This is a genomic window from Anaerophaga thermohalophila DSM 12881, assembly GCF_000191885.1.
Lineage (GTDB): Bacteria > Bacteroidota > Bacteroidia > Bacteroidales > Marinilabiliaceae > Anaerophaga > Anaerophaga thermohalophila.
On the sequence record NZ_AEWI01000005.1, the window covers coordinates 98,450 to 125,365 of the forward strand.

General features: G+C 41.6%; 17 protein-coding genes and 2 pseudogenes. 3 read left to right on the forward strand and 16 right to left on the reverse strand.

Annotated features, from left to right (window positions below):
- Positions 1 to 21: 21 nt before the first annotated feature.
- The 7 genes from hisB to ATH1_RS0102510 form a co-directional block, all read right to left on the reverse strand.
- Positions 22 to 1,164, reverse strand: a complete 1,143-nt coding sequence (gene hisB / locus ATH1_RS0102480) for a bifunctional histidinol-phosphatase/imidazoleglycerol-phosphate dehydratase HisB (protein WP_029163921.1) — start codon at positions 1,162 to 1,164, stop codon at positions 22 to 24.
- Positions 1,165 to 1,174: 10 nt separating this feature from the next.
- A complete protein-coding gene (locus ATH1_RS0102485) occupies positions 1,175 to 2,083 on the reverse strand; it encodes an alpha/beta hydrolase (protein WP_010417085.1) in 909 nt (302 codons plus the stop codon).
- A gap of 11 nt (positions 2,084 to 2,094) precedes the next feature.
- A complete protein-coding gene (gene hisC / locus ATH1_RS0102490) occupies positions 2,095 to 3,132 on the reverse strand; it encodes a histidinol-phosphate transaminase (RefSeq protein ID WP_010417088.1) in 1,038 nt (345 codons plus the stop codon).
- Positions 3,133 to 3,170: 38 nt separating this feature from the next.
- The gene (gene hisD / locus ATH1_RS0102495) at positions 3,171 to 4,451 is read right to left on the reverse strand and encodes a histidinol dehydrogenase (RefSeq protein ID WP_010417090.1); all 1,281 of its coding nucleotides are present in this window, start codon (positions 4,449 to 4,451) and stop codon (positions 3,171 to 3,173) included.
- 73 nt (positions 4,452 to 4,524) lie between these two features.
- Complete coding sequence (gene hisG / locus ATH1_RS0102500) at positions 4,525 to 5,385, reverse strand: ATP phosphoribosyltransferase (RefSeq protein ID WP_010417091.1); 861 nt, start codon at positions 5,383 to 5,385, stop codon at positions 4,525 to 4,527.
- 377 nt (positions 5,386 to 5,762) lie between these two features.
- On the reverse strand, positions 5,763 to 6,155 hold the full coding sequence (locus ATH1_RS0102505; protein ID WP_010417093.1) for a bacteriohemerythrin: 393 nt from the start codon (positions 6,153 to 6,155) through the stop codon (positions 5,763 to 5,765).
- A 263-nt stretch (positions 6,156 to 6,418) separates the two neighbouring features.
- The gene (locus ATH1_RS0102510) at positions 6,419 to 6,814 is read right to left on the reverse strand and encodes a bacteriohemerythrin (protein ID WP_010417095.1); all 396 of its coding nucleotides are present in this window, start codon (positions 6,812 to 6,814) and stop codon (positions 6,419 to 6,421) included.
- A gap of 497 nt (positions 6,815 to 7,311) precedes the next feature.
- On the opposite strand from ATH1_RS0102510, the gene ATH1_RS0102520 reads away from it, so the two are divergent.
- Complete coding sequence (locus ATH1_RS0102520; RefSeq protein ID WP_052306294.1) at positions 7,312 to 8,046, forward strand: CDP-alcohol phosphatidyltransferase family protein; 735 nt, start codon at positions 7,312 to 7,314, stop codon at positions 8,044 to 8,046.
- Positions 8,047 to 8,114: 68 nt separating this feature from the next.
- On the opposite strand, the gene ATH1_RS0102525 is transcribed toward ATH1_RS0102520, so the two are convergent.
- The 9 genes and pseudogenes from ATH1_RS0102525 to ATH1_RS22550 all read right to left on the reverse strand — a co-directional run.
- Entirely contained in the window at positions 8,115 to 8,435 is a 321-nt protein-coding gene (locus tag ATH1_RS0102525; protein ID WP_010417101.1) for a single-stranded DNA-binding protein, read from the reverse strand.
- 610 nt (positions 8,436 to 9,045) lie between these two features.
- Positions 9,046 to 9,831, reverse strand: a complete 786-nt coding sequence (locus ATH1_RS0102530) for an InlB B-repeat-containing protein (protein ID WP_010417103.1) — start codon at positions 9,829 to 9,831, stop codon at positions 9,046 to 9,048.
- Positions 9,773 to 13,648 carry an InlB B-repeat-containing protein gene (locus ATH1_RS0102535; protein ID WP_010417105.1) on the reverse strand — a complete coding sequence of 1,292 codons (3,876 nt, stop codon included), beginning with the start codon at positions 13,646 to 13,648 and terminating at the stop codon, positions 9,773 to 9,775. The genes ATH1_RS0102530 and ATH1_RS0102535 overlap by 59 nt, the downstream gene beginning before the upstream one ends.
- Before the next feature lie 134 nt (positions 13,649 to 13,782).
- Entirely contained in the window at positions 13,783 to 14,907 is a 1,125-nt protein-coding gene (locus ATH1_RS0102540) for a helix-turn-helix domain-containing protein (RefSeq protein ID WP_245531687.1), read from the reverse strand.
- Between the two features lie 271 nt (positions 14,908 to 15,178).
- Positions 15,179 to 16,387: a D-mannonate dehydratase ManD gene (manD, locus tag ATH1_RS0102550; protein ID WP_010417110.1), complete on the reverse strand. Its 1,209-nt coding sequence runs from the start codon at positions 16,385 to 16,387 to the stop codon at positions 15,179 to 15,181.
- Between the two features lie 38 nt (positions 16,388 to 16,425).
- Entirely contained in the window at positions 16,426 to 17,172 is a 747-nt protein-coding gene (locus ATH1_RS0102555) for an SDR family NAD(P)-dependent oxidoreductase (RefSeq protein WP_029163923.1), read from the reverse strand.
- Positions 17,173 to 17,202: 30 nt separating this feature from the next.
- Positions 17,203 to 17,403: pseudogene (locus ATH1_RS22710) on the reverse strand (hypothetical protein); the annotation flags it as partial.
- Between the two features lie 44 nt (positions 17,404 to 17,447).
- Positions 17,448 to 18,482, reverse strand: coding sequence for a LacI family DNA-binding transcriptional regulator (locus ATH1_RS0102560; protein ID WP_010417114.1), 1,035 nt, complete (start codon positions 18,480 to 18,482; stop codon positions 17,448 to 17,450).
- A 200-nt stretch (positions 18,483 to 18,682) separates the two neighbouring features.
- Positions 18,683 to 18,875, reverse strand: a pseudogene (locus ATH1_RS22550) (hypothetical protein); the annotation flags it as partial.
- A 30-nt stretch (positions 18,876 to 18,905) separates the two neighbouring features.
- Between ATH1_RS22550 and ATH1_RS0102570 the strand changes: the two are divergent.
- On the forward strand, positions 18,906 to 23,135 hold the full coding sequence (locus tag ATH1_RS0102570; protein ID WP_245531688.1) for a hybrid sensor histidine kinase/response regulator transcription factor: 4,230 nt from the start codon (positions 18,906 to 18,908) through the stop codon (positions 23,133 to 23,135).
- A 607-nt stretch (positions 23,136 to 23,742) separates the two neighbouring features.
- On the forward strand, positions 23,743 to 26,901 hold the full coding sequence (locus tag ATH1_RS0102575; RefSeq protein ID WP_010417117.1) for a SusC/RagA family TonB-linked outer membrane protein: 3,159 nt from the start codon (positions 23,743 to 23,745) through the stop codon (positions 26,899 to 26,901).
- Positions 26,902 to 26,916: the final 15 nt, after the last annotated feature.

Genomic DNA, 26,916 nt, shown 5'->3' on the forward strand with positions numbered 1-26,916 from the left:
ACCTGCAATATATGTGCCACTCTACAAAGCTCCTTTGGTGGACGGTAGCTGCATACTCAACGGGTCTTTTTTTATGGCTGCTTTAATTGCACGTGCAAAGGCTTTGAAAATCGCTTCAATTTTATGGTGCTCATTCGTTCCTTTGGCTTTGATGTACAAATTTGCTGCAGCAGCATCTGAGAAACTCTTGAAAAAGTGCATGAACATTTCGGTTGGAAGATCACCGACTTTTTCTCTTTTAAATTTGGTCTTCCAGACAAGCCAGGGGCGGCCACCAAAGTCAACAGTCACATGCGCCATACAATCGTCCATGGGGAGGGAAAAACCATAGCGTTCGATTCCCCGTTTGTCTCCAATGGCTTTTTTAAACGCTTCACCTAATGCCAGGGCAGTATCCTCGATCGTGTGATGCTCGTCAACATGCAAATCACCTTCAACCATGATGTCGAGGTCGCAACCCGAATGTCTGCCTATCTGTTCAAGCATGTGGTCAAAAAAACCCAATCCTGTGCTGATATTACATTTTCCTGTTCCATCCAGGTTTAGTCTGATCTTTATTTTAGTTTCTGAAGTTTTTCTTTCCACTGTTGCCGTTCGTTCTTTAATGAAGAGAAAATTGGCAATTTCTTCCCAGTTGACGGAACACAGAACACACTGGTTTTCGAGATTTTGTTTTTCCAGCAACGGGATACCTTCCGTTTTTTCCTTCATGAGTATGGCTTTACACCCAAGATTTTTGGCGAGTTCTACATCTGTCAGGCGGTCTCCGATGACAAATGAGTTTTCCATGTCATAATTTCCCGAAATGTATTGTTTGAGCATGCCGGTACGTGGTTTCCTGGTGGGGGCATTGTCTTCGGGAAATGAACGATCAATATGAATTTCACTGAATTCTATACCTTCACCTTTTAAAATGTTCAGCATCTTATTATGTGCCGGACGGAACGCACCTTCAGGGAAAGAAGAAGTTCCAAGCCCGTCCTGATTGGTCACCATGATCAATTCGAAATCCAGATGTTTTGCAATCCGGGACAGGTTACAGATCACCCCGGGAATAAATTCCAGCTTTTCAAGGCTGTCTATCTGAAAGTCGACTGGTGGTTCTTTTATGATGGTTCCGTCACGATCGATAAATAGAATGCGTTTTTTTGTGGGGTTGTTCATGTCCATAGGTCTATTTTCCTGTTTCGTGAAGCCACTCTGCCAGATGTGTGGTCCATTCGAAAGCCGGACTTTCCTCTCTGAACCCGAAGCCATGACCTCCTTCTGGAAGTATTATTTCCTTTACATTTACATTTTTCTGTCGCAGCGCTTTGGCATAAGTCCTTGTGTTATCCGCAGGAACCGCTCTGTCGTCAGCCGCATGAAGGATAAAAGTGGGAGGTGTTTCTTCCGATACCTGTTTCTCAAGCGAAAAAAGATCGATCAGTTTCTGTGATGGATTGTTACCAAGCAGTGCTTCTCTTGATCCCTTGTGGGTGAGCTCATCTGTCATGGAAATAACGGGATAGATAAGTATAGAAAAATCCGGGCGTACCAAATCTCCGGTTTTAGCATAAGGGATTTCATGATTGAAAAGGGTTGAAGCTGAAGCCGCCAGGTGTCCACCTGCCGAAAATCCCATGATTCCGACTTTTTTGGGGTTGGTGCCAAGGCTTTTGGCCATTTTCCTGACCAGGGCAATAGCTTGCCGGGCATCGGCCAAAGGAATATAAGTGGCCTCAGAAAAAAGATTTTCGTCGGGCAAACGATATTTAAGAACGAAGGCCTGATAACCCATATCCGACAACCATTCTGCCACCTGTTTCCCTTCATGCTCATAAGCCTCGTAGCGGTAACCTCCTCCGGGGCAAATTATTATTGCAGGTCTGGCGGTATCTGTCCTGGCAGGGAACCACCATAGTTCAGGCTCCGTGATGTTGGAAATGACCGCCGATCCGCTTTTCGAATTGTCCCGTTTTTCCTTTATTCCGGTAATTTTATTCCCGGGAATTGTATCTTCATATAGGGGAATAATGGCTTTCTGTGCCTGTGTGTTGAGCACGAAAAAGGTCATAAAAATGAAAATTATAGTTCGCTGCATGGTGTTATTGTTTAAAGATCAATTTGTTTCAGTGTCTCTATCAGTTTCCTGTTTTCTTCCGGGGCACCTATAGTTATTCGCAAACATCCTTCGCACAATACGACTTTGGAGCGGTCGCGGATTATGATTTTATTTTCAACCAGAAAATTATATATTTTTTTCGGAGCATCGGTCTTTATTAATATAAAATTGGCATCGGATGGATATATTTTTTGAACAATAGGCATCTTCTTTAGTTGTGCAATCAGGTTCTGTTTTTCAGATAAAAGCTCTTCTACCCACTTTTGCATGCTTTGACTTTTGTTTAATAACTCAAGCGCTTTTTCCTGAGTCAGATTGTTTACATTGTAGGGGTATTTTATTTTACTAAACACGTTTATTATTGATTTTTCAGCAAAAGCCATTCCCAGTCTTATTCCGGCCATTCCCCATGCTTTTGAAAAGGTTTGGAATATTATCAGGTTTGGATAATTTATTAACTCGGGTAACCAGCTTTTTTCCGGGGCAAAATCAATGTATGCTTCATCGATAATGACGATGCCCTGGAAGTGATTTATTATATCTCGTACATCTTCTTTGCGGAAACAGTTGCCGGTTGGGTTGTTTGGCGAGCAAAGGAATATAATTTTTGTGTTTTCGTCGATATTGTTTAGGATGGCACTGACATCCAACTGAAAATCGGGGGTAAGAAGTACTTTCTTTACTTCTACATTATTGATGTCGGCTGCCACCTGATACATCCCGTAGGTTGGTGATATAGACACAATGTTATCGATTCCGGGTTCGCAGAATGCACGAATGGCAATATCAATGGCTTCATCACTTCCGTTTCCCAGGAATATGTTTTCGGGTGATATGTTCTTTATTTCTGCAATCCGTTTTTTCAGTTTTCGCTGGTATGGATCGGGATAGCGATTGTAGGGTGCATTGAAAGGATTTTCGTTGGCATCCAGAAAAACGGCAGCCTCGCCACTATATTCATCCCGTGCCGAAGAATAGGGCTTAAGGTCTCTTATGTTCGGACGTAAAAGCCGGTTTAAACTTTGCATTTTGCTAAACGTGTTTAATAATAACTTGTACTAATAGATCACAGATTCTTAAGCCTAAGCATTACTGCCATTTTATGAGCTTCAAGCTGTTCAGCTTCAGCCATTGTTTCAATGACCGGCCCCAGTCGTTTTAGTCCCTTTTTGGAAATTTCCTGGAAGGTTATTTTTTTGCAGAAGCTGTCAAGATTGACACCACTGTATACTTTTGCATAACCGTAAGTGGGCAGGGTATGGTTTGTACCCGATGCATAATCTCCAGCACTTTCAGGGGTGTAATGTCCAAGAAAAACGGAGCCGGCATTGACAATTTCTTTAGCGGTATCCTCAGGGTTGCGTACTGCCAGAATAAGATGTTCGGGCGCATAAAGATTCGTAAAAGAAACCATATCGTGGATGGTTTTCAGCAAAATAATTCGACTGTTCCCAAGCGCTTTTTTTATCGTTGCAGTGCGAGGAAGAAGTGCCAGTTGTTCATCCAGCTTTTCTTTTACTTCTTCTGCCAACTCAGCAGAATTTGTCACCAGGATAGCTTGGCTGTCGGGTCCATGCTCGGCTTGTGAAAGAAGGTCTGATGCCACAAAGTCAGGATTGGCGCTTTCGTCGGCCATTACTTCCACTTCGGATGGTCCGGCCGGAAGGTCTATGGCGATACCATCGAGGGTGACCAGTTGTTTGGCTGCTGTTACATAGCTGTTCCCAGGGCCGAAAATCTTATCAACTTTTGGGATGGTTTCTGTTCCGTATGCCATAGCAGCGATTGCCTGGGCGCCTCCAACTTTAAAAATTCGTGTAACACCCGTTAGGTGTGCAGCCAAAATTATGGCAGGATGTATTTTTCCGTCTTTCCCCGGAGGCGTACAAAGCACAATTTCTTTGCATCCGGCTATTGCGGCAGGGATCGCCAGCATTAATACCGTTGAAAACAATGGCGCTGTTCCTCCCGGAATATAAAGACCTACCTTTTCTATGGGAGTGCTGCGTTGCCAGCAAATCACACCGGGGGAAGTTTCTATTTTCCGAACCGGTTGTTTCTGGCTTTCGTGAAATTTCCTGATGTTGATTATGGCACTGTTGATGGCTCCTTTCAGTTTGCTGTCAACATCAAGACATCCTTTCCTGATCTCTTCTTCAGATACCTGAAAGGAGCTTAATGAAATACCGTCGAATTTGGTTGTCAAATCTCTGACAGCTTTGTCTTTGTGGGTTTTAACGGCATTAAGGATCGGCCGCACTTTTTCCATTACATCCTGTTGGTTGTCAACTGCCCGGGTTGTTAGTTTTTCCCATTCCGTGCGTGCAGGAAATCTGAAAGTGTTCATGGGTATAAAATTTGATTTTTAAGGCCCGATATAACACGATTCCGGCTAATCGGGTCTCGTTTCATCGGTTGGATTAAAGTATCATTTTTTCAATTGGAACAATGAGAATACCTTGTGCCCCGTTTTCTTTGAGCTGACCGATAACTTCCCAAAAATGGTCTTCTTTAATGACAGAATGAACGCTTGACCATCCTTTTTCTGCCAGTGGCAGTACTGTTGGACTTTTCATTCCCGGTAAAATATCAACAATTTTGTCAACTTTATCGTTTGGAGCGTTCAAAAGAATATATTTGTTCGAATTTGAAGCCATCACTGCATTGATACGGAAAATCATCTGCCCGAGAATGGCTTCTTTTTCCGGGGAAAGATTATCTGAGGCGACCAATACTGCTTCGGAATCCATTACTTTTTCTACTTCTTTCAGGTGATTGGCCACCAGGGTACTCCCTGAGCTTACAATGTCGAAAATGGCATCGGCCAGTCCAATACCCGGCGCAATCTCTACCGATCCTGCAATTTCATGGATTTCGGCATTGATGTTTTTTTCATCGAAGAATCGTTGCAGTATTTTGGGATAGGACGTGGCTATTTTTTTTTGTTTGAACCATGAAAGTCCCGTGTATTCAATTTCTTTCGGAATGGCCAGTGAAAGACGACATTTACTGAATCCCAGTTTTTTGACAGTTCTAAGCTCGAAACCTTTCTCCTCAAGCTCATTTTCTCCCACAATTCCTATGTCTGCTACGCCGTCGGAGACTGTCTGCGGAATGTCGTCATCACGCAGGAACAATACTTCCATAGGGAATTTGGAGGCTGAAGCAATCAGTCTTCCGTTACCAAGGTTGAACATAATTCCGGCTTCTTTCAGCAGGTCGCGGCTGTCTTCAAACAATCTTCCTTTCTTTTGCAGTGCAATTCGTAGTATTGTATTCATTGAATTGGTTTTTCTGAGGTTCAATTTTTTCAGTTTATCCGTATAAAATTAGTCTGAGTTATTGGTCTGATGGAACTCGCATGATTAATTTTATACATCTTCTTTTGTGACAATCTTTGTCATGCTCGTTTCATTGATTTCCTGTCTGTCTATATCGAATCATGTGTCTGTGTCAAAAAAAAAAGCTTACCATCGAGGTAAGCCTTTTTACAAAATATTTTTGCATAGTACATTCAGCCCACCCTCGCTACAAGAGGTAAAAATGATGATGAGCATAATGTTGTACTGAAAAGTTCATGTTTGTTTTTTGTTATTACTTACAATTCAATGCAAAAGTAGGTTGTTTTCGGATAAAATCAAACTTTTTGACTGTTTTTTTATTTTTGGGCAAAAACGGCATACTTTTTATCTTCGTTTTTTATGTGATGTGTGATCCACTCTTTAATGAAGTTAGTGACTTCCAGCGAAAGGAGCAACTTACCGGATGTGTATTTTTCATAAAATTTATTGGTCTTTTTCATAAATGCTTCATGCTCCTTTTTGTGGGCATCAAGTCCTGGAAAGTTGACAGACTGCATGTACTCTTCTTCATGTGTGAAATGGATTTGAGCATATTCTAGCAGTCCTTCGATGAGACGGGCCAGTTTTTCTTTCGACGACCCATCCTGAATTCCCTTATAAAAGTCGTTAAGTATATCGAACAGACTTTGATGTTCTTTGTCGATCTCGATATTATTAACCTGATAATCAGTACTCCATTTTACGATCATTGTTACCGGGTTTTTGTTGACGTTTTAAAGTTATGAGCCCAGTCTAAAAAGCATCTTTGTTGCCAAACGCGTTGTTGTTTTAAATTTTTGCATCCTCATTAACAACAAGTTAACTCCGAAACAAAAATTTAAAACGCCTTGATTTTGACAAAAATATGCTTTTTATACTGCACTCAGTTATTATTTTCTTAATCGTTGAGGGGAATGGCTCCGTTCGGCTCTGTTTGCAGGGCAAAACGACCGCTTGCTTGCAGGAATTTGGGTTATATATTGTTGGCAAACCTTGCATACTGCTGATCGGTCCCCTTTATGTGATTTATGAGCCAGGTTTTCAGGAAATTGGTCACTTCGAGCGAGAGAATCAATCGGTCATTTTTAATTTTTTCATAAAATTCCGTAATCCTATTTACATAGTAGTCGTGTTTTTCTTTATGGGCATCAAAGTCGGGGTAACCGATTGATTTCATATATCGCTCCTCATCGGCGAAATGATACTTTGTGTAATCGAGCATGCCAACGACGAGCTCGGTGAGCTTTTCTTTTGATTTGCCATCCATTAGTCCCTGATAAAAATCGTTTAGCAGGGAAATCCATTTTTGGTGTTCTTTGTCTAATGTTTCATGACCTACGGAGAGATCTTCTGTCCATTTTAGAATCATATCTTAAATTTTTATTTGTTTGCTTCAATAGTGGGTTTTGAGCTCTTTTTTATTTATGAGCCCGGTCTAAAAAGCATCTTTGTTGCCAAACTCAGTGTTGTTTTAAATTTTTGAATCCTCATTAACAATGAGTTAACTCCGGTACAAAATTTTAAAACGCCTTGATTTTAACAAAAATATGCTTTTTATACCGCACTCATTTATTACGGGGAAATGCCGAATGGGTTGCAAAGTTGTTCCGAGTCAAAAACGTTGATTTCTGGAAAAAGTTTACTTTTGTTCCTGTTAAAATTAAATAAAAATCAAAACCGGATTTTTCCGGATAATAAGGCAAATTATTCATGAAACGAGCATGACAAAGATTGCCTTAATAGATTATCAGATTTTTAGATATAAGATTTAAGATGAAATGAACATAAATAGATTTTCCACAACAGAACATGTATAAGTTCTTGCATGCGAGTTCCATCAGACCTTAATAAATAAATTTTATGCGGATGAAAATTTTAAGACATGTTCCGAATGCGCTGACAAGTCTGAATTTATTTTTTGGTGCAACAGGTGTATTCTTTGCTTTACAGGGACGACCTGATCTAACTGCATGGGCAGTTCTCATTGCTGCGGTGTTCGATTTCTCTGACGGTTTTGCAGCCCGGTTTCTGAAAGCATATAGCGAAATAGGGAAAGAGCTGGATTCGCTGGCCGATTTGATTAGTTTTGGCCTGGCCCCGGCTGCTTCCTATATGAGTTTGTTACACTATGGTTTTGCAGAAAGCTGGAAGATCGATTTCTGGCAGTTGAATATGGCCGGGCAGGTACTTATTTTGTTTCCTCTTATTTTGGTTGTTTTTTCAGCTTTGCGGCTTGCAAAATTTAATATAGATACGCGTCAGACAGAATCTTTTCTTGGACTTACCACCACGGCAACGGGTATGTTTTCTGTGTCTTTGATCCATTTCATTTTTACCCGCGGTGGTATATGGACAGTGCTTTCCTCGGTTTATGTGGTGGTGCCTTTACTGGTTATTTTTTGTTTTTTGCTGGTCAGTGAAATTCCCATGTTTTCGCTGAAATTTAAGACCTTTGGTATCAGGGAGAATTTTCCCGGATACTTTTTACTTCTGACCGGGCTGGTTTTTGTTATTTTGACAGGTGTAGGCGGAATTGCTGTAACAATTTTGCTGTATATTCTGTTTTCGCTGGTGAAATTGATTACTTCCAAACAAAAATAAAAAGCTGTCCCGAAAGAGACAGCTTTACAATATTGTGTAATACAACTGACAACCTTTGAACAGATGGATCAGCTCAAAAATTCGAGATCCTTCACATTCAGATTCAATGCAGATTTAATGTCTCCATCTTTGCTTTTGAATCCTTCGCTTGAAGGCACCCCTTCGAGCAGCACTTTCCTTCCTTTTTTCAGGAAATCGGCAACTTTTGTGCTCTGGCCGTCATTTTTCCAAATAACGGCTTTCACCCATTCGGTGCGTTCCACCTTGTTGCCTTGCTGGTCTTTGTAATCCATCGAAACAGCAACATCAAAATTAATTGCTTTCTTTTTGCCTACTTCTCTGATTTCGGCATCTTGTCCGAGTGCTCCGGACACAATCATTTTTAACATGACAATTTATTTTAGGGTTAATAAAAAAGGGATAAATAATTGTCTAAGTAGTCTCTGTCCATAAAGTGCCATTTACTGTGTTACGCTTGTCCGAAAATTACTCATTTACGAAAATGTAAACTCCATATTTTCTGACTTCACAAGCCTTGTAAATGACACTTTCTTAACAGACACATGATAAGTAAGAAACTTTCCCGACTTTATAGACGGGCACTAATTCGTTAATGCATTGTAAATCTATATATTTATTTTGAAAGATGCTACTTTTTATGATAATAAACCGGGATTTTTAGATATAATATTAGTCAGAAGTGGTCAGTTAATGGCCAGTAGATGAGGTTCCTGGTATTGACTAAGCAAAAATCTGACAAAATTATCACATTTTAATGCTTTATCATTAAGTGGACTCATTAATAGTTCGTTAAATTTTTGCTGTGCGCTGCATACCAACCGTGGCAGAGCGAATTTGTTGTTGTTTCCATATTTTTATTTTTCCTGGCGGCTGCTATGAATAGCACATAATTCATAATAGCCGGATCAACCGGTTGAAAAAAGTCAGGGCCTCACATTTGTGAAGCCCTGACATCCAAAAACTAATTCTTCTCCTTCCCTATTTTTTAATAATATGTTTCACTAAAATATCTCCGTCAGTATTTGTTATTCTGAATAAGTACAGGCCGGATGTCAAATGTGAAACATTCACTGATTCTCCGGGTTTGTTTATTGTGCAGACCAGGTTCCCTGTTGTGTCGAAAACATCAATTTTTTCGATCTGCATATTTCCTCTTATCCATATTTTTTCTGTTACCGGGTTGGGCCACAGTGTGAATGTAGATGTTTTCCCGGTTCCCACTGACGTGGCTTCAAGTGCTATTATTTCTGTAACATTATTGTCTGAAACGTTGAAGACGGCATCATCAACCATAAGCTGGCTTTCAAAGACTACATCATACAGATAAGATCCATTCGGTAGACTTGTTGATGCCAGTCCCGTGTTGTCTGTTAATAACTCTTCTCCGGTTCCGTCAATTTGTATCAAAGCATTTTCGACGGGTGTTCCGTCCAGGGTAACTGTAAATGCAACTTCCCATTCGTCAATGGCAAATTGTGCTGTCACATTAATATCATTCGTGACACCCGGGTCGATTCTGGCGGCAGTGGTAACCCCGTCGTTCCATTGCAAAAAGTGGTACCCTTCGTCGGGAACGGCTGTAACTTCTGTTCCGTCCTGACCGTGTTCAACAGTTTGCGGTGTATCGCCGCTGATGGAACCATTCTCACCTGCCAGGTAGAAAAGGCTGTATGAATTGATGGCAAATTCGGCAGTAACGTTAATATCACCAGTGACGCCTAAATCGGTTCTGACAGCAGACGTAACCCCGTCGTTCCATTGCACAAAAGTGGTACCCTTCGTCGGGAACGGCTGTAACTTCTGTCCCGTCCTGACCGTGATCAACAGTTTGCGGTGTATCACCGCTGATGGAACCGTTCTCACCGGCACTATAGTTCAGATTATAAGCGTTTATTTCAAATACGGCGTTCAGGGTACGGTCTTCGGATACAATTATTGAATAGGGATTATCAGTGCTCACAGCGGAGCCTTCTTCCTGCCACTCAAGAAAATGATAGCCCGCATCGGGTGTAGCTTCCAGATTTATTACCAGGCCTTCGTGAAGAATGTAGCTGCCGGTTTCTTCATCATCGGGTACTATTACTTCACTGGCATCATTACTTACCTCAACAGAGCCGTTCGCGGTTTGGATGATAATGTTGTGAACCGGCACAAAGTGCGCGGTGATGGTGTGATTGCCCGTTGCGTTGAAAGTCAGTGGATTATCTGATGAAAAGATTGTACCACCTTCACTCCATTCTGTGAAATCATAGCCGCTGTTTGCTGTGGCAGACAAAGAAACCAAGGCATTGTTTTCATATTGTCCGGCTCCGGAAACTGTTCCACCTGCATCGGGATCCGACAAAACATCAACTTGATAATAACTGGTAACCGTAATGCTCTTGGTTGCATCAAGTCCCGAATGATAAGCTGAAAGCGTGGCTGTACCCGGCCCAGCGACTTCAATAAAACCTGTAGGATTTATTGTTACGATGTTTTCATCATCTGTACTCCAGTCGAGACATTGAAGAGTGGCATCTGTGGGTGTAAAGGTTGCTGAAAGTTGATATGTCTCTCCAACGGATAGAGACATGTTGTCCTGATCTATGGAAAAGTCGGTAAGGTCAGTAACCGGAGTGGTTTCCGGCGTTTGCCAGCGCAGGAACGGATAACCGTTGTTTTTGTCGGGCTGAATGTCCCAGATGGTTGAGAAATCCCATTCGGCATAGGTTTGGGAGCATCTGAGGAAATCTTCAGGAATGGCTTCTCCCAGATTATTGTTGGGTTCATTATCGGGGAAATAACTGTTGTTAATTGTATAAGATGAGTAAACGTATCCTATCAAGCCTCCTGAACCATTTACCTGCGTTAAAGAATAGCAGTTATTTATAGTGCTGGAACTAAGGTGTCCAATTAAGCCTCCGCCACGATAGGTGGTTGATATTGTTCCGGTTCCGTAGCAGTTGGTTGCGGTTCCATTGTCTTTATATCCAATTAGTGATCCAACATAAGATCCTGTTACATCAACATTTGTGTAGCATTGACTGACTGTTCCCATGTCTCTGCCTGCAATGCCACCGCCATAATCTCCCGCTTTAATAACTCCTTCAACTGAACAATTTCTGGTAGTTCCGTAATAATGAGCAGCAAATATACCACCTACGCGTCGTGATCCTGTTAAATTAATATTGGTAAGATTTAAATTTTCTATTGTTGCATATTGCCCTAAACCAAAAAGACCAACATTCATAATGGAGCGATTAATATAAAGGTTAGATATGGTATGTCCGTCTCCATCAAATGTTCCTCTAAACGAGTTGTAATAATCATCGCCGATAGGCAGCCAGCCATTGCCTTCATTGTAGGGAGCAACGTCAAGGTCAATGTCTGCAATCATTTTAAAGTGAACACCGGATTGTTCAAGAAAGTTCCGAACATTGTTTAAATGTTCCGGTGTTTCAATGAGAAACGGGTCTTCTGATGTTCCTGTTCCCCCGGCAAACCATGGAACAAAATGAGCAGTCAGGTTCCTGGCACCATCAACCGTAAAGGTTATTTCGGCTTCGTTGCTTATGGTAATGCCATCTTCGCTCCAATGCGAGAACGAAAACAGGTTTTCAGGAATGGCTGTAAGGGTTATGGTTTCTCCGATAAGATAATCTCCCGTTCCTTCAACGGTTCCAACATCGACAGGATCCGTAGTGGCTGTGATGGCATATTGTTCCTTGAAGATGGCTGTTAAAGTTGTATCGCATAACATATCGAAGATCAGAGGATTGTCTGATGAAACAGAATCGCTGTTACTCACCCAGTGAGAGAAACCATATCCTCCTTCGGGAAATGCTTCAACAGAGACTTCAGTGGCATAGTCATAAATACCATCGCCTGTAGTTAAACCGTAAAGTGTATTATTGGCTTCGGTGGTCAGGGTGTATTGATTGATTTCGAAATTGGCTGTCAGGACTTTATCTTCGGTTGCTGAAAAAGTGTATTCGGCAGAAGTGCTGACTTCTGTTTCACCTTCTGTCCAGTTGATAAAGTGATACCCTTCATCGGGAGTTGCACTGATTGTAACACTTTCTCCGTCAGTATAGGTTCCTGCACCTGAAATATTTCCATGGACAGGCTCGTTCACCAGAAGAGATATTGTGTGATCTTTGACCGGCTGAAATTCGGCTGTGAGGGTTCGGTGGTCAAACATCTCGATATCGGTTTGTGCACTGGCCGAAACAAACTGTCCGTTTTCACTCCACTGAATAAACTGGTAGCCCGTTTCGGGGGTTGCTTCAATGGTTTGCGTACTGAAAACTATGTATTCGCCTTCTCCTGAAACTGTTCCGCCTTCCTGTGGAGATGCTTCAAGAGATAAAGTCCGCTTGTCGGGTATACTGAAAAAGTATCGTGTATTTGGACCATGCGGGCCATTGCCTGGGCCGGGGTTAAAATCGAGATAGGTGCAGGAAAAATTAACCAGCGTGTCGTTGGGGGCGGAAACGGTAGAAGGCCAATAACCTTCTTCAGTCAATGGAACCTGCTGAAAGGTGGCAGGCCATGTTTCGTCTTCAGGATACTTTTCAGCATATATGGTGCGTTGATCTTCCACGTTAATGATAACCGTTTCTTTACCAAAACCATTGGCGTGAATTTTAACGGCATTTACTATTTGTCCTTCTTCAAGAGTGTAAATGGGCGTTCCCGGACTGTTATCCAGGGTAGATTTGTACATTATTTGCTGAGGAGTAGCATTGGTTGTGTACACGATGCGTGGATTGCCATCGGGGTGCCTGCAAATATCCTGACGGTTATGTGCTGCCGGTGAAATAACTACCGGCGAGTCCCATGAACCGTCTGGGCAAGTTCTGTAACCTAATTCACCACTTCCTTTATTGCGCCAGTATATGCCTGCTATAGAACCATCCTCTTGTATAATGGCGGGAAAGAATCCCATTCCATGATCAACCGATGTGTCATTATAATTTGCAATGGTAATTGTTGACCATGCTCCGGAATTTGGGTCTCGTCGGAATTCCCAGGCTTTTCCGCCATAATCTCCCCAACCGTAGTAAATTGTTATCAGATGCACAGTGCCGTCATTGGAAATCAATAAGTCACGGATTATTTTATTTCCATAGGCAGATGCTGAGGGGGTTGAAACCGGTTCTTTTACCCAGCTGCCAGTTAAGTTATGGAATACATAAATATTTCTCCAAAAATACTGACTACTACCCGAAACAGCTGCACCATAATTAAATGCCGGATTAATGCTTACCACAAGAAAAATATTGCCATTAACATCGCCTTTGATCATTACATCGGAAACTTTACCATCGTATTCCGTAGCTACTGACTGTTCTGTCCACGTTTGTCCGTTATCAGAACTGGTTAAATACTTTAGTTCATAGTTGTCAACGACAGCCATGTGAAAAGTACCATCTTTGGCTTTGTAAAGATTTGCCCTGTGACCGTGATAATAACCAACATATGATGCGGTTGAATAAGTTTCTCCGGTCATGACCGTGGTTTCGTAGCTTTGGGCATTGGTGTATGAAATGCCAAAATTCAGTATTACAAGAAAACTGAGGAGTGGTAAAAGTTCTTTCATTGTTGACAGGTAAAATGAGTTTATAAATCATCAAAAGTCCCTGGATAAAGGGATTGATGAATTATACGAGGGTGTTGCATTTCCGTTCTTGCAAAAGGTAAAACGGTCTTTGAAAAGGTAAAAAAGGGGAGAAATTATTGGTGAGCGTCGGGTATTGATTGACGAAATTCGTTAGGTGTTATATTTTCAAATGTTTTAAAAGCTCTGACAAAAGACGAATAATTCAGAAATCCGGACATGCTGGCCAGAACGGTTAATGAATAGTTTTGTGTTCCGGGGTCGGTCATAAGTCTTTTTGATTCCTCTATGCGATAAAAATTGATAAAAGTCGAAAACCTTTGTCCGTAGATATGATTGATTAATCTGGAAATGTAAGTGCGGTTTGTATTCAGGTCGCGGGCAATGTCCCAGATTTTTAATTCGGGATTAAGGAAGGGACGATATTCCCGTATATAGTTCTCCAGCTTTTCTTTGAGTTCTGGTGGAATTTCGGGTGTTTCAGTTTCAATTGTTTCAGTTTCAATTTTGCGGTCAATCTCTTCTGTGGGGATTTCTTTCTTTAGAGAGACACCTTCTGTTTCACTCTCATCCACCTTTTCCGAAGGAAATATTATAATGGCCTGACGATTACTGTAATTGCCCACCATCGCGAAGAAAGTTCCAAGTAAAATGAATGGAACGGATGAAAGGAAAGGACTGTTTAATACATTCAGACGGGGAAACCAATGTACTGAGATACCCGAGAACAGGGCAAGAACAAAAACAACGGAGATGACTTTTACCCAGCTCAGTGAGACACCTTTCAGGGATGAATAGTAGTCTTCAATTCTTTTTTGGTGCCTGTTGACCAAACGGAGGGTGAGTATATAGTAAATAACGGAGAAAAAGATGTACAGCAGCTTGGCGAGCCGGTCTGTTTTCTTCATAAAATGAAATTTCCAATGTGCATCGGCGGGCGGATTGGATGACAAAAGAAATTCCTGAATATAGAAAAGCTGTTCCGCTTTATTCATCATTATCACGTACAGGGTGAAACTGGTAAAGACCAATAATATCCCGGGGATTAAATGTCGCAATAGTTTTGGTGAAATTTTTTCGGGATTGACAATTTGCAGAATGTATATATAGAATAGCGGGAACAATACCAATGTTGTGAAAAATACATAAGGATATACAATCCGGTAAGTTTCCATGGCGCCACCATATATCCCGATTCCCGACAAGAAGGTGAGCAATGCGCATCCCATGAATAATGCCATTATAAATCGTGGATTTCGAAGTGATATCCTGCTGAAAAGGAATGATATAAACCAAATAAGGGTTACAAAAACCGGAAATAACAATGCTATCTGAGAAAAACTCATTGGCTGAAAAACTGATGCGATGATTTATGATTTACGTTGTAGTAGCTGTTTGGTTTCGCATAAATCTTTTTATTTTCTGATAATTGATCCCCGGTAGTATAAAAAATAAATGCCAGTCGTTGCAATCACAGCAAAAGTGGAAAATCCATATTCCATGGCCGTTTTTTTACCAGTAAAACAGGGTTCCGTCTGTTTTTCTGTTTACAGGTAAGCTGGCCCTGCTATAAGGAAATTTTTCGGCTGCTTTTTCATCTATATCCACACCAATTCCGGGTGTGTCGTCAATATACATGTAGCCATCTTTGAAGTGGTAATTGGTCTTAAACACTTCATTGACAATTTCTTCATGGGGCATGTATTCCTGAATCCCGAAATTGTTGATGGCATAATCGAAGTGAAGAGCTGCAGCCATATTTATGGGAGAAAGGTCGGTTGCACCATGAAATCCGGTTTGTACATGGTAGATAGAGGCAAAAGCGGCTACTTTTTGTAAATGAGTAATTCCTCCACCATGCACGATGGGCATTCGCACAAAATCTATCAATTGTTCCGAGATAAGTGTGGTATAGTCATATACCGAATTAAAAACTTCACCAATGGCAATCGGGGTGGTTGTATGCTGGCGTACCAAACGAAGTCCTTCCTGAAGTTCTCCCGTCACAGCATCTTCCATCCAATAAAGATGGAAAGGTTCCAACTCTTTCCCTAATCGTCCTGCTTCTATGGGTGTTAGTCTGTGGTGAACATCATGCAACAGAAGCAACCCCTCTCCGAAGTGTTCTCTGACTTTGCTAAACAGTTTAGGTACCCAGTTAAGATATTTGTGTGTATCCCAGTAATCTTCTTTTGGGAGGCCTTTTCCTGCCGGTTCATATTTCTCACCTTTTTTGGCGACTCCGTAAGTGTGGTCCAGTCCTGGAATGCCCGATTGCACCCTGATGGCCTTGAAACCATTGTCCAGTTCGCTGGCGACACTTTCCAAAGCGTGGTCGAGGTCCACACCATTGGCATGGGCATATACCAGCACCCGGTTACGGCTTTTTCCTCCCAGCAGGTTATAAAGCGGAGTATTCAGAACTTTTCCCTTAATGTCCCACAGGGCCATATCAATGGCCGATATGGCTGTCATGGTAACGGCTCCGCGTTTCCAGTATACCCCACGATAGAAATAGTGCCAGATGTCTTCAATGTTGGCCGGATCCCGGCCTGTTAAAGCCGGGATACAGTATTCTTCAAGGTATTTGGCTACGGCAAGTTCCCTCCCGTTAAGGGTGGCATCTCCTAATCCGTAAATGCCTTCATCGGTATATATTTTAAGGGTGACGAAGTTTCGTCCGGGTGAACATACTATTACTTTAGCATCTGTTATTTTCATGATTGTTGTTTTTGTTGACCTGCCAAAATCATTAAAAATCAAAATCCAATGGAATTGCCGCCATCAACAGGCAGAACAACTCCTGTAATGTAGCTCGCTGCATCAGAGACAAGGAATAGAGCTGCTGAAGCAACTTCTTCGGGATTGCCCATTCGTCCCATGGGTGTTCTGGAAAAGACTTTTTGCTTCCTTTCAGGGTCGTTATCCAAAGCGTTTGCCGACATTTTGGAATAGATAAATCCCGGTGCAATGGCATTGACACGGATCCCTTTAGGTGCCCACTCAACAGTCAGTGCACGGGTCATGCCTTCAACAGCGGTTTTGGCAGCCGTGTAGGCAATTACTTGCGGCATGCCGTATTGTGCCGCCATTGAGCTAATGTTAAGGATAGAACCGCCTCCATTGTCGATCATTTTTTTTGCAACTTCCCTGGAAAGCGCAAAAACAACATTCTGGTTTGTTTGTATTACTTTCTGAAATTCTTCATCCGAGGTCTCCAGGGCAAATTTTTTCAGGTGGATACCGGCATTATTCACCAGGATATTGAGTTTACCATATCTCTTTTCCAGAGTGTCAACCAGATTGGGAAGTTCTTTCAAATTGGTAAGGTCGAACAATTCATAACCGCATTTGTCTCCAAATTCCGCTTTGGCCGTTTCCAGATTTTCCTTGTTAAGATCGATAATGATTGTAAAAATTCCGGCATCGGTAAAAGCTTTGGTAATGGCTTTACCAAGCCCGGTAGTTCCTCCCGTTACAATAGCTGTTTTCTTTTGTTGCATCATGATTAATCGTTTTTGTTTTTCTGTATAATGAGTGCAGTATAAAAAGCCTTCAAACTGCTGATCTTTACCATTTTTACCCCTGACCCATAAAGGGGAACTGCTAAAAATCAGCAGTTTGAAAAAGTCCCCTTTAGGGGATTTAGGGGTCAAAAGGCTTTTTAGACTACACTCTATAATAAATATATTTAAGTTATTGGTCTGACAGAACCCGCATGTGGGATTTATTCCTATTCTTATTGTAGTATCCCTTGCCATGCTCGTTTCAGTTAAAATTGTTATTTTACCGGTTTTCGGTTTGTCGATTCCCTGATGCGTAAACCGAATTTAAGAACAATTTGCTTTCCTTTTGGCTCAACATGTTTAGTATTGAGTTTTTCAATCATAAGATTAACGGTTTTGATTCCCGTTTCTTCACCCGGATAATCGATGGTAGTAAGGGATGGTTTGGAAAATTCAGAAAAAGGGTCGTTGTTAAAACCGGTGATTTCAATCTGTTCGGGTATTTTAATCCCATTTTTTTGCAGATAATGCATAATGGTGATGGCACAGGTGTCATTGGCTACAAAAATTGCATCGGGAAATGGTTTCATTGTCATTATTCTTTTCGCGCATACTTTGCCGTCTTCAACACTTAGGTTTGTCTGCCATACCATCTGGGGGTCGAATGATCTGTTCGCTTCCGACAAGGCTTCTTTATAGCCTTCAAGTCGCTGCTTATAGACCTGTATGCCTGTATTACCTGTGATATGTAAAATTCTTGTTTTTCCGTTATTCAGCAGATGTCTGGTTGCCTGATAGCCTGCTTCTTTGTTGTCGATTGTAACACAGTTGTGTTGGCTGTATTTTTCCGGGATTCTGTCAAAAAACACAACCGGAATATTTTTAGCGAAAAATGGTTTAAAATGGGTTGGTTCGGGAGATGTGTCGGTAGTGGATACCATCAACCCGTCGACACGATGATTGAAAAGAATTTGCGCATTTTCTTTTTCTTTAATTTCCGATTCGAAAGACTGCATTATAATAAGGTGATATCCGGCATCTGATGCGGCTTTTTCCATCCCGGCGAGTACTGTTGACATGAAATTGCTGTTCAGGCGGGGAACTATGACGCCCAAGGTATGACTTTTGCTCGTACGTAAGCTACTTGCCAGAGCGTTTGTCTGATACCCCATTTCATTCGCTTTCTCTCTGATTTTATCACGGGTCTTTTTGCTGATTGCCGGATGGTCTTTTAACGCCCGGCTGACGGTTGCTGCCGAAACATTGAGGGCCGCGGCTATGTCGTATATGGTTGTTTCTTTTTTGTGCACGGTTTCTGTGATTCAGTGTTCAAAGTTAAGCATTCTTTCTCTGATTACGCAATCGATTGCATTATTTAAATATTTTTTTAATCTTTGTAGAAAAATTACAAAATAAATCGTGATCGCAGATTATTAGATATGAGATGTTCTAAAGCTTTGCAATCGTCACTTTCTTGGCGGACACGCATATTGAGCAAATTTTTGCAGGTGTGAGTGCAGTATAAAAAGACTTCAAACTGCTGATTTTTTACCATTTTTACCCGTGACCCCTAAAGGGGAACTGCTAAAAATCAGCAGTTTGAAAAAGTCCCCTTTAGGGGATTTAGGGGTCAAAAGGCTTTTTAGACCGGGCTCAGGTGTATTAGACGATTTCTTTGCTACTCCTGATTTGTGGGAGTACAAAAAGAATACTAATTTGGTAAGGTTTATATTTTGAAGCAATTTATCAGAATGGATTTACGGCACATTTTGTTCCGTATTATTACGGGAATTATTCTCTTTCCTTTTCTTCCGGAGATGGCAACTGCCTCCTTTTCCGGGATTTCATTTCGAAATGTACCCGTCGATGCCGGTCTTTCCCAGGCATCGGTATATTGTATGTTGCAGGATCATAAAGGTTTCATCTGGATAGGGACAAAGGACGGGCTGAACAGGTACGACGGGTATGAGTTTATCACCTATAAATATGACCAGAATGATCCGAACAGTCTGTCCAATAATGAAATTATCTGCCTGGAAAACGAGAACAATGAATTTCTTTGGATTGGAACCAGAAGTGGCGGTGTCAACCGGATGGATTTTTCCACCGGGCATATAACGCGATTTAATAATCTTACGTATGATGATCTTGTGCAGAGCATTGTTTTAGACAGTTTGAATAATTTATGGGCAGGAACATCGGAAGGATTATTATTGTTCCAGGTTGATAAAGACGGGGAACGAAATATGGTGCGGAATGTTTCTGAAAACGCATTGTATCATGATATAGATGGAAAAATCCTCGATCCCGACAGAAAGAACATTTCCATTGCTTCGATTATTGAGATCAGAAAAGGACTTTTACTGGCAGGTTGCGAAGAAGGACTTTTTACTTATAATATCAGTAAGAATCTGTTTACATCTGTTTCTCCTGAAACATTTGATGTAACGGTTTTCACCTCCCTCAGGAAGGATGGAAAAGGAAATATCTGGGCCGGCTCTTATGACGGACTGTTTAAGCTGTCTTTTATAGGTGACAGTACTGAAACCCGACTTGTTCGTTTCGATACATCGGCGCCGGAGGGTAGACGGTTGCCGGTTAACTGGGTCGAAGATTTGGTTGTTGACCATGAAAATAATATATGGGCCGGGACGCGGGGTGCGGGGTTGTTTCGTATCAGAGATGAAAAAATTATTGAACAATACACCAACCGGTTTTCTGTGGAAACTTCACTTTCCGATGATTTAATTAATTCTCTGATGATCGACAGAACCGGTATTTTATGGGTTGGAACAGAGAGCAAGGGGTTGACATATACAGATTTATACACCCGAAGCTTTAAAATTATACGCCCGGGGCTGGAATATGGTGATGGTTTAAGTGATAATCTGGTTACAGCGCTTGCCGGCAATAATGATCGTATTTGGGTCGGTACGGCTGCTGAAGGAATTGATGTATTTGAACATAATTACGGAGAAGTAAGGCGGTTGTATAATCTCCCGCGCGTTCAGATAGGGAACCGGCAAAGTACACGGGAAGTAATGTCGCTTTTGGTTGACAGGGATGATGATCTTTGGATTGGATCTGCCACCAACAGTCTGACTGTATACAGTGAGAAAAGCGGATTTCATAGTTATGTAGTCAACGGATTTGTGTTTTCTCTTTTGCAGGATAGTGACGGCAGGATTTGGTATGGAACCTGGGGACGGGGGCTGGGATATGTAGATCAGGAAAATGACACTATTGAGAGTTATTACGGAACCATGGCCAACTCTCTGGGTCTGAGCAGTGATAAAATTCTTTCGCTGTTTCAGGACTCCAACGATTTGCTCTGGGTAGGAACAAAGGGAAGTGGTGTCAACGTTTGCCGGCTGGATAGCGTGGTAACCAGAAAAGGAGAATTTGTGAGTTACCGTAACGATGCAAACAATTTGAACAGCATAAGTTATAATGATATATACGACATTCATGAAGACAGAGACGGGAATATCTGGATTGCCACGGGAAGCGGTTTAAACAGAGCCATTCCCGGGAATAATGCGGGACTGACCCAGTCGGCATTACAAGGAACGCTCTCTTTTAAATCATATTCCGAAAAAGACGGGCTTGCCGGTGGTCTTGTTCTCTTTATTGAAGAAGATGCCAATGGCAATCTGTGGATGGGCACGAATAAAGGAATTTCCAGGTTTGATCCCGAAACAGAGACATTCACTAATTATGGAGTAAACGATGGATTGCCTTCCGGAGAATTTCATATCAATGCATCTTTCGTAGACGGCAAAACAGGAATAATGTATTTTGGCGGAGTTGAAGGTGTTACGGTGTTTCATCCGGATAGTCTGATGGCCAATCCTTTTCCTTCGAAAGTCCAGTTGACAGGTCTGCGTTTACATAATCAGCCGGTTTATCCCGGAGATACAGTAAACGGAAAAATTATTCTGAAGGATTATATCAGTTACACCGATCATCTTACCTTGTCGCACAGCAATAACGAGGTGACTTTTGAGTTTTCGGCACTTCATTTTTCAAACCCGGACAAATTGAAGTATGCCTACCGGTTGAAAGGGTTTAATGACAATTGGCAAGAAACTTCCAGTGAAAACCGGCGGGCAACTTATACCAATTTACATGAAGGCGACTATGTTTTTGAAGTCAGGGCCACTAATTATGACGGTTCCTGGTCCGATTCGATAGCAAGTATCTCCATCACTGTGAATCCTCCATTCTGGAGGACGCACCTGGCCTATTTGTTCTATTTTTCTTTGCTGGTTTTTCTGTTGATTACTTTCCGCAAGTATTCATTAATCGGCGTCAAAGAGAAGAATAATCTGATAATTGAGAGTCTGGAGCACAAAAAAGACAAGGAGTTAAACGATGCCAAGATGAAGTTCTTTACCAATATCTCTCATGAGATCAGGACGCCCTTAACACTTATTTATGCTCCTTTGCAGGAAATACTCAAACGTAAAGATATTTCTCCCGGTCTGCATGAAATGCTATCGGTTATGCATCGTAATGTTAAACGACTGCTTAATATGGTGGATCAGTTACTGGAGTTCCGGAAAATTGATACCGGCCATATAAATGTGCATCCAGTCAGGTTTAATTTGAATGAACTATGCAGGGATACTCTTTTTGCTTTTGATTCACTGGCTGTGCAGAAAGGAATTGAAACGAATATTGAGGGTGAGGAAGATCTTTATATTGTTGCAGATGAAAAAATGGTGTCTACCTCCATCTATAACCTTTTGTCAAATGCATTTAAATTTACGCCTTCGGGTGGACAAGTCACCTTGAATATAGAAAAAAACAGAAAGGGAAACGAGCATCAAAACGGTGAAGTTGTGATCAGGGTTTGCGATACAGGTCCTGGTATTCCGGAAAGCATGTTGTCCCACGTTTTTGATCGCTTTGAGCAGGTAAACGTTGAAGGGCAGGAACATCACGCAGGTTCAGGGATTGGCCTGTCTATCGTTAAAGAATTTATAGAACTGAATGAAGGACATGTAAAGGTTTATAACAGACCTCACAAAGGATGTTGCTTCGAAATTTACCTGCCCTGGGATGCGAATACGGGGCCCCGGCAAACGGATGCGGATAATACCACTTCCGGAGGCGGAATGAATGAAAAAGACGTTTCATTTAAGAAAGGTTTTACCCGGGTGGAAGAGACGATTAAAGAGGCCGATGCCGGTAATGAAAATAAGAGAACCATTTGCCTGGTTGAAGATGATGTTGAATTGGCTTCATGGCTTTCAGCTGTGTTTGGCCGGAAGTTTAATGTTATTGTTTTTCACGACGGGAAAATTGCCATGGAGAAGCTTCCGTCATCAAATCCTGATATTATTGTATGTGACATAATGTTGCCCGGTGTTTCGGGAATAGAATTGACCAAAAGTCTTAAATCAAAACTTGAAACCAGTCACATTCCTGTAATTATGCTTACTGCTAAGTCGGGTGAAGATGATATGCTAAAAGGGTTACAAACAGGGGCTGATAGTTATCTTACGAAACCTTTTAACGTCGACATTTTACGAGCTCAGGTAGATTCTCTGCTGGCTTCGCGGGATGCTTTCAGAGCCGGATTCTCCCGTAAATTGTCGCTTGAACCTTCCGAAGAAATTATTACGCCGGTGGATGAGAAATTTCTTAAGCGACTGATGGAAGTTACGGAAAAAAACCTGGGTGATCCGGCTTTTGATGTCTCCGTTCTGGTAGACGAGATGAACATGAGTCATTCCATAATCCTTAAAAAAGTAAAATCTTTAACCGGGCTTTCGTTGGTTGAATTTATTCGCTCCATGCGAATAAAGAAAGCTGCCCAGATTTTTCGTCAGGATAAACTATCTGTATCGGAGGTGAGTTTCATGGTAGGATTTTCGGATCCTAAATATTTCAGCAAATGCTTTTCAAAACATTTTGGGCAAAAACCTACCGAATATATAAAGGAACATCATAGTTGAGCCTCGTAATAGAAAATTTATGAAATGTGCATGGCAAAGATTGTTTTAATAGATTTTTAGATATAAGTAATTTAGTCAGTAGTTTTTAGTCAGTAGCCAGTAGTGTGAATTATAAACACAACATACGTCTTTACGTTTTAGCTTTTTCCCCCCAACTCCCTGCAACACTACAGTTTGCCCGTATAAAGAAAAAATATTTATAGTGATGAAACGGGCATGACAAGGTTTGTCTTAATTAATGTAAAGAATAAAAAATACTCATTGGTCATCAGATTTGAGTAATTCATCAAAACCGCTCAATTTTTTAAATTTTCACTTACAGTTATTTGCAGAAATTTACTCCATTTTTTTAAAAAAATACACCTCGCCTGAAGGGGAGAGGGGTTATATTAGTGTTGTTAAAAAAAGTATAAAAAATACATAAATCTTCACAGTATAAAAATTTACACTTTCTCCCGGGTAGAAATTTTTGTTTCACAAATGTAAAAGGTAAAAAAAATTTAAAATTGATTACGGAACAGCACAGAACAAATAGCTTCGGAGTTGTAAAACAACAAATTATGAGTTTTATAAAAATTGAATTTCCTAATTATAAAAATCACTTCAAATGAGAAAAACGGAATCTTCATTAAGGAGGACAGTTTTCGGATTGTTCTTATTTTTATCGGTTTCCTTTGTTGCGATGTCGCAACAGCAGGTGACGGTGACGGGAAAAGTCACAGACAGTGATGGCGGTCCTTTACCCGGCGTCAACATTGTCGTGGTAGGAACTACGGAGGGTACAATTACCGACATAGATGGTAATTATACAATTGAGGTACCCGGAGATGCAGAATTACGGTTTAATTTTATTGGTTTTGAGTCGCAGGTTATCCCTGTAAACAACCGGACGACTATTAATATAACCCTACAGGAGGATGTGCAGACGCTTGATGAAGTGGTCGTCGTTGGTTATGGTCAAATGAAACGGAGTGACCTGACCGGTTCGGTGGTTTCGGTTTCGGAAGATGCCATCCGGCAGTCGGTGCCAACTTCCATCGATCAGGCTTTACAGGGAAGAGCTGCCGGTGTACAGATTCAGCAGAATTCCGGTACACCTGGTGGTAGTTCTTCTATTCGCATCAGGGGTATTAACTCTTTGAACGCGTCTAATGAACCTATTTTTGTAGTCGACGGGGTTATTATTGATGGTTCTACCGGGTCAAGCACGGAAAATGCCCTCGCGTCTATTAACCCGAACGACATTGTTTCCATGGACGTATTGAAAGATGCGTCTGCAACCGCGATTTATGGTGCAAGGGCTGCCAATGGGGTTATTATTATTACTACCAGGCAGGGCGAAGCTGGCAAGTCGCGCATTACTTATGACGGTTATTACGGCGTGCAGGAAATGCCTACAAAATTGGATTTGCTCAACCTGAGACAATATGCACAGCATAAAAATGACCGGACTGATGCCGGTATTGTTGAAGCCGATGATTATTTTGTCAGGGCCGATTTGTTGGGAGAAGGAACCGACTGGCAGGAAGAACTCTTTCAGGCGGCTTCCATGCAGAGTCATAACCTTTCTCTGACAGGCGGAACTGAAAAGACCACGTATGCTCTCGGAGCCGGGTATCTTGACCAGGAAGGTATTGCCATTGGTTCTGGCTTTGAGCGACTTAGTTTACGCGGAAATTTTGATTCCGAAGTTAACGATTGGCTAAAAATGGGTGTCAATTTTGCCTTAAGTAACTCTGAGCAGCAGGTGACTGTTGAGGATGCCTCTCTTATTAAAACGGCAATGAAGCAAACACCTAATGTAGCTGTTCGCAATGCCGATGGCTCTTTTGACGGACCTGACACCGATATGTATGTGCAAACCAATCCTGTTGGTTTGGCTATGCTTCGCGAAAACAGCAATGAAAAGACAGGTATCCGAAGCAATGTTTTTGCTGAAGTAATGCCCATTGAAGGGTTAAGTCTGAAGACTGAGTTCTCAAGCGATTTGGGTGTTAATAATACCTATCTTTTTAATCCGTCTTACCAGTTTGGAGCCATTACCAATGAAGTAGTAGAGTCAGAAAGGGCAAAATCGTATAGTAAATTCTGGTCCTGGCGAAACATACTGACATTTAACCGGACTTTTTCCGATGTTCATAATTTGAATTTCATGCTTGGACAGGAGATGCAGAAGTCGCACTGGGAATATCTGTATGGTTATCGTGCCGGTTTTGTCAGTAATGTCGGACATGATCTGAATTTAGGTGATGGTAATACAGCAAGGGCCAACGGATCAAGCGGTGGGAATGCCATTGCCTCTTATTTCGGCAGAGCTTTCTATTCCTTTAATGATCGCTATCTTCTGACAGCAACTCTCCGATACGACGGTAGTTCGAAATTTGCAGAAGATAACCGGTGGGGATGGTTCCCATCAGCTGCACTGGCATGGAAAATCTCCAATGAATCTTTCCTCAGAGATCATCCTGTAATAAATAATCTCAAGCTCCGATTCGGATGGGGAATGGTCGGTAACCAGAATGTCAGCTTCGATTATCCATATACATCTACCATGCAATCTGTTACCACCGTTTGGGGTACAGGACTGCTGAGTGGTAATATGGCCAATCCTGAGCTTCAGTGGGAGTCAACCAATTCAAGTAATATCGGAGTTGACCTTAACTTGTTCCGAAACCGGATTGAGTTTATCGGTGATGTTTATTACAAGAAAACTAAAGACTTATTGCTTGAGGTCCCCTTGCCTGCCTATCTGGGGACAGAAGGGCAAGGCTCAACCTCTCCTCCGTGGGCAAACGTAGGATCACTCGAAAACAAAGGGATCGAGCTGACACTGAATACTGTTAACGTGGACAGGGGCAATTTTCTTTGGCGAACAAATCTGGTTTTTTCTCTTAACAGGAGTAAAGTTGTAGAACTTGATACAGAATATAGTACACTAGATAAATCCATTCAGGAAGGATCTGATGTTACCATTGTTACGCGGACAGCTGTTGACCAACCTATTGGACAATTTTTTGGTTACAAGGTGATTGGGCGGTTCGATGAAGCTACTGATTTTTACTATAAAGATTCAGAGGGTAATGTTAAGCCGGTTCCTATACCTGAAGGGTTGGAAATTTCCGAATCCGGAGTATGGATTGGCGATTATATTTTCGATGACAGGAACGGTGACGGAGTGATTAATGATGAAGACAGACAGTTTATCGGTAATCCTGAACCCAAATTTACCTATGGTATTGGAAATACATTCTCATATAAAGGATTTGATTTGTCCATATACTTAAACGGAGTCTATGGAAATGATGTGCTGAATTACCAGAAACGATGGTTGGAAAACCCGAGGGAGAACCATAACCTTCTGACTTCGGCCCTCAATTATGCACGCGTTGAAAAAATTGACCCCGATGGACCGGTAGATTTCAGGAATATGCATGTTACAGGCGGTGATCCCATGATGCCACGTATGTCGGCGTCGTCATCGAATGCCAACAACAGGATGAGCGACCGTTTCATCGAAGACGGATCGTTCCTGAGAATACAAAATATTTCGTTGAGTTACACGCTTCCATCCAGATGGTTGCAGAACTTGTTTATGAATAACGTAAGAGTGTATGCCAAGTTGCAAAATGTCTACACTTTTACGGAATATTCCGGATACGATCCTGAAGTTGGTTCCTATCAACAGGATGCTTTGATGAGCGGTATTGACAATGCTCGTTACCCATCGCCAAGGATTTACACTTTTGGTGTAAATCTGAGTTTTTAAACTTTTAAACATTGT